A 6,842-nucleotide genomic window follows, 5' to 3' on the forward strand; every position below is an offset into this window, starting at 1 on the left:
CCGACTACGCCGGCGCGAATCCGCCGACCGGCGTGATGGTGACGTTCTATCAGAAGACGGCCGCCAAAACGCCGCCGAAGATGGAGTTTCTCGATGCGTCCGGTCACGTGGTACGCACGGTGGAAGGCACGCACAAAGTCAGCGGCAAGGACGAGCCGTCCATCGATAACAAGGTGGGGCTCAATACGTATGCCTGGGATTTCCAAACCAACGGCCCCGTGAAGTGGCTCGGTGCGGCAAAAGAGTCGTATCAGGGTCCGAAGGAAGGGCCGGCCGTGGTTCCGGGTTCGTATTCCGTGCGTCTAACCGATAACGGCCGCGCCATGACCCAGCGGTTCGTCGTCAAACCCGATCCGCGCTCGCAATTCACGCAAGCGGAGTACGTTGCGAGCTACAACTTCGGCAAGAAGTACTTCCACGAGTTCTCGATCGTCGATACGATGCTCAACACGCTCGACGATGTAAAGAAACAACTGACGGCAGCAAGCGATGCGGCCAAGAAGAAGAACGCGACCGGCGTTGCGAGCAAGATCGACGACGCGCTCAAAACCCACGACGCGATCTTCACGACGCTGACCGCCGACTACCACAACGACGAAGATTCGATCCAACGCCCGGGCAAACTGCGCGAGGATATCCAAGGCCTCGGCTACGCCGGCGGCGGCCTGATAACACCGGCCATCACCAGCCTCGGCAATCGCATCGACGTCGAATACAAAGCCGCCGTCGCCCGCTACAACGCCTACGTTCGATCGCTCCCCGCCTTGAACGCCGCGCTGCAGCAAGCCGCCCTAAAACCCATCACCAAAGCCACCCCCGTATCACCCTGAGCCTGCAAACGAAAACGAACGAACAACCCTTGTCACCCTGAGCCTGTCGAAGGGCGACGCGAGCCACGCACTACAAGCTCGTCCTTCGACAAGCTCGTCCTTCGACAAGCTCAGGATGACAGAGAAAAAAAGAGAAGAAACACTCTTTTTTTGTCACCCTGAGCTTGTCGAAGGGCGAAGGGCGAAGGGCGAAGGGCACTGGGCGCGGGGCGCATACACTAACGCGCAGCTAGAAAGTGGTCGATGTGAAACGAATCGTTTTGGCCTTCGTGCCGTTTGTATTGGCTGCGACGCTGGGGGCTTCGGCCGCTAGCGAGACGCCGTACGCGCATCTGTCGTGGCGGTCGATCGGACCGGCGGTGGCCGGCGGACGCGTTGCGGCGGTGGCGGGAACGGCGAGCGATCCAAAGCTCTATTACATCGGCTCCGCCGGCGGCGGCGTGTGGAAGACCGTCAACGGCGGCGCGACCTGGTCGCCGGTGTTCGAAAAACAAGACGTTTCCTCGATCGGCGCGGTCACGATCGATCCGTCGAACGAAAACGTCGTCTGGGTGGGCACGGGTGAATCGAATCCGCGTAACGACGTCACCTATGGCGACGGCGTCTATAAGTCAACCGACGGCGGCAAAACGTGGAGCGATCTCGGCCTCAAAGCGACGCGCCACATCTCACGCATTCTCGTCGATCCCAAGGATCCCAATCACGCGATCGTCGGCGCGCTCGGCGATATTTTCAAAGATTCAACCGACCGCGGCGTCTACGTGACCGACGACGGCGGTAAAACCTGGAACAAAACGCTCTACGTCGGACCGCAGAGCGGAGCATCGGAACTCGCGATGGATCCGAACGACCCGAACGTAGTCTACGCCGGCATCTGGCAGTTCCGCCGCGAGCCGTGGACCTTTCATTCCGGCGGCACCGAGGACGGACTCTACAAGTCCGTTGACGGCGGCAAGTCGTGGAACAAACTTACCGGCCACGGATTGCCGGCCGGTCTCACGGGTCGCATCGCAATCGCGGTTGCGCCGAGCGACAGCAAGCGCGTCTACGCGATCGTCGAGGCCAAGGACGGTATTCTGTGGCGCAGCGACGATGCGGGTGCCAACTGGAAGATGGTAAGCGACGACACTCTCGTCGATCAACGCCCGTTTTATTTCACCCACATCAACGTCGATCCGAAAAACGCCGATCACGTCTACGCCGTCTCGGAGATGCTCGCGGAGAGTAAGGACGGCGGCCACACGTTTAAGGAAGTCGCGCGCGACGTGCACGTGGACTATCACGCGATGTGGATCGCGCCGAACGATCCGGATCGCATGATGACCGGTGAGGACGGCGGCTACGCGTTAACGCTCGATGGGGGCAAGCATTGGGAATTTTCGCGCAACATTCCCATCGGCGAGATTTACCACACGGCCATTTCAAACGAAAACCCGTACTGGGTCTGCGCGCCGCTGCAGGATAACAACGGTTTCTGCGGTCCGTCGAACTCGCAGGATCCCGACGGCATCAAAGACGAGCACTGGCTGCGCGTCATCGGCGGCGACGGCATGTGGGCGGTTCCCGACCCGATCGATCCCAAGACGATTATCACCGACTTGCAAGATGGCCGCGTTGCCCAATTCAGCAAAACCACGCGCCAGACGCGCTTCATCCAACCCTACTACGATTTCAACCGTAACGATTTCGCGCTCTACGCGCGCAAATACCGGTTCAACTGGGATTCGCCGATCGCGTTCGCGCCGTGGGACGGCCACATACTCTGGTACGGCGGCAACGTCGTATTCCAATCGACCGATCGCGGCATTCACTGGAAGACGATCAGCCCCGACCTCACGCGCAACATCAAAGCGCACCAGCAGCCGGCGGGCGGCCCGCTCGCAACCGACGTTTCGGGCGCCGAATACTCCGATACGATCCTCGATATCGAAGGCTCGCCCGCCCGCCGCGGCGAGATCTGGGCCGGCACCGACGACGGCGTGGTGCAAGTAACGCTCGACGGCGGAACTCATTGGAAGAACGTCTCGCCGAAGAACGTTCCGCCGTACGGCCGCATCGAAACGATCGCACCGTCGCCGCTCGATGCGGCAACCGCCTATGCCAACGTCGACCGGCATCGCTCGGGCGACTACACGCCGTACCTCTTCGTCACGCACGACTACGGCAAGACGTGGCAAAAGATCGTCGCGGGGTTGCCGGAGAATCAATGGGTTCGCACGGTTCGGCCCGACATTCACAACCGCAGTCTCGTCTTCGCCGGCACCGAGAACGGCATGTGGATCTCGTACGACGGCGGCACGAACTGGGCGGATTTCAAAAACGATTTGCCGACCGTCTCCGTGCGCGATATCCGCTTCGCGCGCAAGTTCGACGACCTGGTGATCGCGACGCACGGGCGCGCGCTTTGGATCATGGACGACGTCGCGTCGCTTCAGGATCTGCCGCGCGCCAAGGCGCAGGGCGGCATGCTCTTTCCGATCCGCACCGCCTACCAATACAGCTACCATAGCGAAGACGAGGGCGCGTACACGCGCTTTACCGGCAAGAACCCGCCCGCCGGCGCGATTCTCGACTTCTATCAAGCCGCGCCGTCGGCGACGCCGCCCGAGATCGACATCCTCGATGCACGCGGCACTGTCGTTCGTCACATCCGCGGCGCGAAAGCCACGCCGAGCCCGGCGCCCGATGCGGAGCCCGCTAACGACGACGTTCCCAAACGAACCGAGGTGCCCAATCGTGCGGGAATCAATCGCGTGATCTGGGACTTTCACGAAGACGGCGTGGCGCAATGGATGGGCGCCGCGCGTCCGCAGTACCGCGGTCCGCTTACCGGCGTCGAGGTGCTTCCGGGCGAGTACGCCGCCCGCATGACGATCGGCGGACGCACCTACACGCAGCGTTTCGCGGTTAAATCCGATCCGAAAATGGCCTACACGCGCGCGCAGCAAGTGGCGGCCTACGAGTTTGCCAAGAAGTACTCGCACGTTGCGGGCGTTATCAACACGGTACTCAACCATCTCGACGAACAGGCGAAATCGCTGAAAGCCGCCGCGGCCGACGCGCCGCTCGCAGCCAAGGTTGCGAGCGCCAACGCGCGGCGCGCCGCGATCTTCAACGAGTTTACCGCCAACTATCACAACGACGAGGACTCGATTCAACGTCCGGGCGAACTGCGCGAGAATCTCCCGCGCGGCGGATTCGGTTCGCCGACGCCGCCGACGCCGGCGGTGCTCGAGTACGCTCGCCGCTACGACGTGCAATACGCGGCGGCGATCGCCAGGTATAACGCCTACGTCACCGCGACCCTGCTGCCGCTCGCGCGGGAACTCGGTAAACCGATCGCCGGAGCGACGACCGTAGCGAAGTAGCGCGGAATGGAAACGATCGCCGCGCGTTTGGACCGGCTGCCGCCGTCGCGCTACGTGCGCGCAATGGTGCTGCGCATCTCGATCGGCGGCTGGTTCGAACTCTACGATCTCTTCATGACCGGCTACATCGCACTCGGCATGATCGGGGAGGGGTACTTCCGGGGGACGACGGCGCGCCTCTTCGACCTGGCCGGGTTCGCGAGCTTCGTCGCCGCCGGGTTCGCCGGGATGTTTCTCGGGACGCTCATCTTTAGCTGGATCTCCGACCGGTACGGCCGCCGCGCGACCTTCACGATCTCGCTGCTGTTCTACTCGATCGCGAACGCGATCATGGCGTTCGCGCACGGGGCCGCCGCGATCGACTTCTGGCGCTTCGTTGCCGGGCTCGGAATCGGCGTGCAGCTCGTTACGATCGATACGTATATCTCCGAGCTTACGCCCAAAAACTGGCGCGGCCGAGCGATCGCGCTCTCGCAGTTCGTCGGCTATCTCGCGATTCCGATCGTGGCGCTGCTCGCCTATCGCCTCGCGCCGCCGCACGTGTGGGCGGGGCTGACCGGCTGGCGTTACGTGGTGCTGATCGGCTCGCTCGGCGTCCTTGCAATCTGGCCGCTACGCGCGGGGTTGCCCGAATCTCCGCGCTGGCTCGAGATTCGCGGTCGCACGCGCGAAGCCGACGACGCGATGCGCGCGATCGAAAACGCGGTGAGCGCGCAGACGCGCGAGCCGTTGCCGCAACCGCAGCCGCACTCGGAACCGCCGCGCACGTACGCGTGGCGCGATATGTGGCGTCCGCCGTATCGCACGCGCACGATCGTGCTCGTCGTATTCAATCTCGCTCAGACGATCATGTTTTACGGGTTCGCATCCTGGGTGCCGATTCTGCTCGGGCACGAGGGCGTGACGGTTTTGAAGTCGCTGCAATACACGTTTTTCATCGCGCTGGTCAATCCGATCGGTCCGCTGCTCGCGATGTGGCTGGCCGATCGTTTGCAGCGCAAGTGGCAGATCGTCGGGCTCGCGCTCGCAACGGCCGGATTCGGACTGCTCTTCGCGTTGGCGCGCGCCCCGCTCTGGATCGTCGTCTTCGGCAGCTTCGTGACGCTGGGTAACGCGTGGTTTTCATGCGCGTTTCACGCCTATCAGGCCGAACTCTATCCTACCGGCATCCGCGCTCGAGCCGTCGGATTCGTGTATTCGTGGAGCCGCTTTAGCTCGATCTTCGTCGGCTTTGCGGTGGCGGCGATTCTGGCGCGCTACGGGACGCTTGGGGTTTTCGTTTTTATCGCCGCCGCGGCGCTGGTCGTCGCCGTGGCCATCGGCGGCTTCGGCATGGCGACCAATCGCCGCAGCCTGGAAGAGCTCTCACCCGGCTAAGCATCGTTGACACTGTAGACAAGAGTGTATACGCTTGAGTGTGTAAGATGGATGGCACACTCGTCGACGATCCAAAACAAACCGCGCCGGCCGTTATCGCGGAGCGAATCCGCGAGGCTATCGTGCGCGGTCACCTGACGCCCGGGCAGCCGCTGCGGCAGGCCGAGATCGCCGCGCGATTCGGCGTGAGCCGCATCCCGGTGCGCGAGGCGCTCAGCCAGCTCGAGGGCGAAGGCTGGGTGAGCTCGGCGCCCCATCGCGGCGTGGTCGTCACCGATCTCTCGGCTGAGGACGTGCGCGATCTGAGCGAGATTCGCATCGATTTGGAGTCCCGCGCGCTGCGCTTGGCGATGCCGAACATGAATAGCGCGTTGTTCAAACGCGCGGAGGCCGTCCTCGATGCGATCGATGCCGAACCGACGATCGACGCATGGGCCGACTACAATTTAACGTTTCACTGCACGCTCTACGAAGCGGCGAATCGCCCGCGGCTGCTCACCCTCATCAAGAACATGCATCGGCTCGCGAGCCGCTACTTGCTCGTGCACGTGGCGATTCTCAACTATCGCGAGCAGGGGCAGAAGGAGCACCGCGCGATTTTGGCCGCCTGCCGCGAAGGCGACGCCAAGAAGGCGGAGCGCCTGCTGCGCCACCACATCAACGACGTGGCCGATATGCTCGAAGACTACCTCCGCCAGCGCACGGCGACGCGCTGGTGATCGCCGGCCGGGCGGGCGTTTAGCAGGCCGGACGGTGTGGAAAGTCTCTTCCAGCCGGCCCTCGCGGGCCGGATGCGTTCTTATATAGAGGAGATACCATGAAACTCACCCGCTACGTCTTGGCTGTCGCAGTCGCCGCAGCAGTGACCGGCACCGCGCTCGCCACGCCGAATACCATGCACAAAATGCACAACGAGATGGCGACCAAGACGCTCAACATCAACATGGGTCCGCAAAACGGTTCGAAACAGAACGGTACCGCGATGGTTAAAAACGTCGGCGGCAAACTGATGGTCAAAGTTGCGGTCTTCAACGAGCCCAAGGGCGCATCGGAGATGGCACACATCCACGCCGGAACCTGCGCGAAGCTCAACCCGAAGCCGTGGAAGCCCCTCTCAAACGTCGTGAACGGAACCTCGATGAGCACCATAAGCGGCGTAACCCTCAAGCAGCTCGAGGACGGCCATTACGCGATCAACGTGCACGACGCGAAAAACCCCAAACGCTACGTCTCGTGCGGCGATCTCTAAACCCTAAGCCCTAAAAAA

At 62.6% G+C, this 6,842-nt stretch carries 5 protein-coding genes; all 5 read left to right on the forward strand.

All coding sequences use genetic code 11. The annotated features are described in order from the left end of the window. The coding region (locus VIG32_12315; GenBank protein ID HEY8298792.1) for a hypothetical protein at nucleotides 1-830 on the forward strand (830 nt) is incomplete at its 5' end. A 245-nt stretch (nucleotides 831-1,075) separates the two neighbouring features. After that, nucleotides 1,076-4,198: a hypothetical protein gene (locus tag VIG32_12320; protein ID HEY8298793.1), complete on the forward strand. Its 3,123-nt coding sequence runs from the start codon at nucleotides 1,076-1,078 to the stop codon at nucleotides 4,196-4,198. A 6-nt stretch (nucleotides 4,199-4,204) separates the two neighbouring features. Beyond that, the gene (locus tag VIG32_12325) at nucleotides 4,205-5,575 is read left to right on the forward strand and encodes an MFS transporter (GenBank protein ID HEY8298794.1); all 1,371 of its coding nucleotides are present in this window, start codon (nucleotides 4,205-4,207) and stop codon (nucleotides 5,573-5,575) included. Nucleotides 5,576-5,622: 47 nt separating this feature from the next. Further along, nucleotides 5,623-6,294, forward strand: a complete 672-nt coding sequence (locus VIG32_12330) for a GntR family transcriptional regulator (protein HEY8298795.1) — start codon at nucleotides 5,623-5,625, stop codon at nucleotides 6,292-6,294. Between the two features lie 98 nt (nucleotides 6,295-6,392). Beyond that, nucleotides 6,393-6,824 carry a hypothetical protein gene (locus tag VIG32_12335; GenBank protein HEY8298796.1) on the forward strand — a complete coding sequence of 144 codons (432 nt, stop codon included), beginning with the start codon at nucleotides 6,393-6,395 and terminating at the stop codon, nucleotides 6,822-6,824. The last annotated feature ends 18 nt before the right edge of the window (nucleotides 6,825-6,842 follow it).

Source organism: Candidatus Baltobacteraceae bacterium, from assembly GCA_036559195.1.
Lineage (GTDB): Bacteria > Vulcanimicrobiota > Vulcanimicrobiia > Vulcanimicrobiales > Vulcanimicrobiaceae > JALYTZ01.

Excerpts from the sequence above, each read along its gene's own strand:
- VIG32_12325 (HEY8298794.1), top strand. The coding sequence starts at position 4,205 with ATGGAAACGATCGCCGCGCGTTTGGACCGGCTGCCGCCGTCGCGCTAC.
- VIG32_12330 (HEY8298795.1), top strand. The coding sequence starts at position 5,623 with ATGGATGGCACACTCGTCGACGATCCAAAACAAACCGCGCCGGCCGTT.
- VIG32_12335 (HEY8298796.1), top strand. The coding sequence starts at position 6,393 with ATGAAACTCACCCGCTACGTCTTGGCTGTCGCAGTCGCCGCAGCAGTG.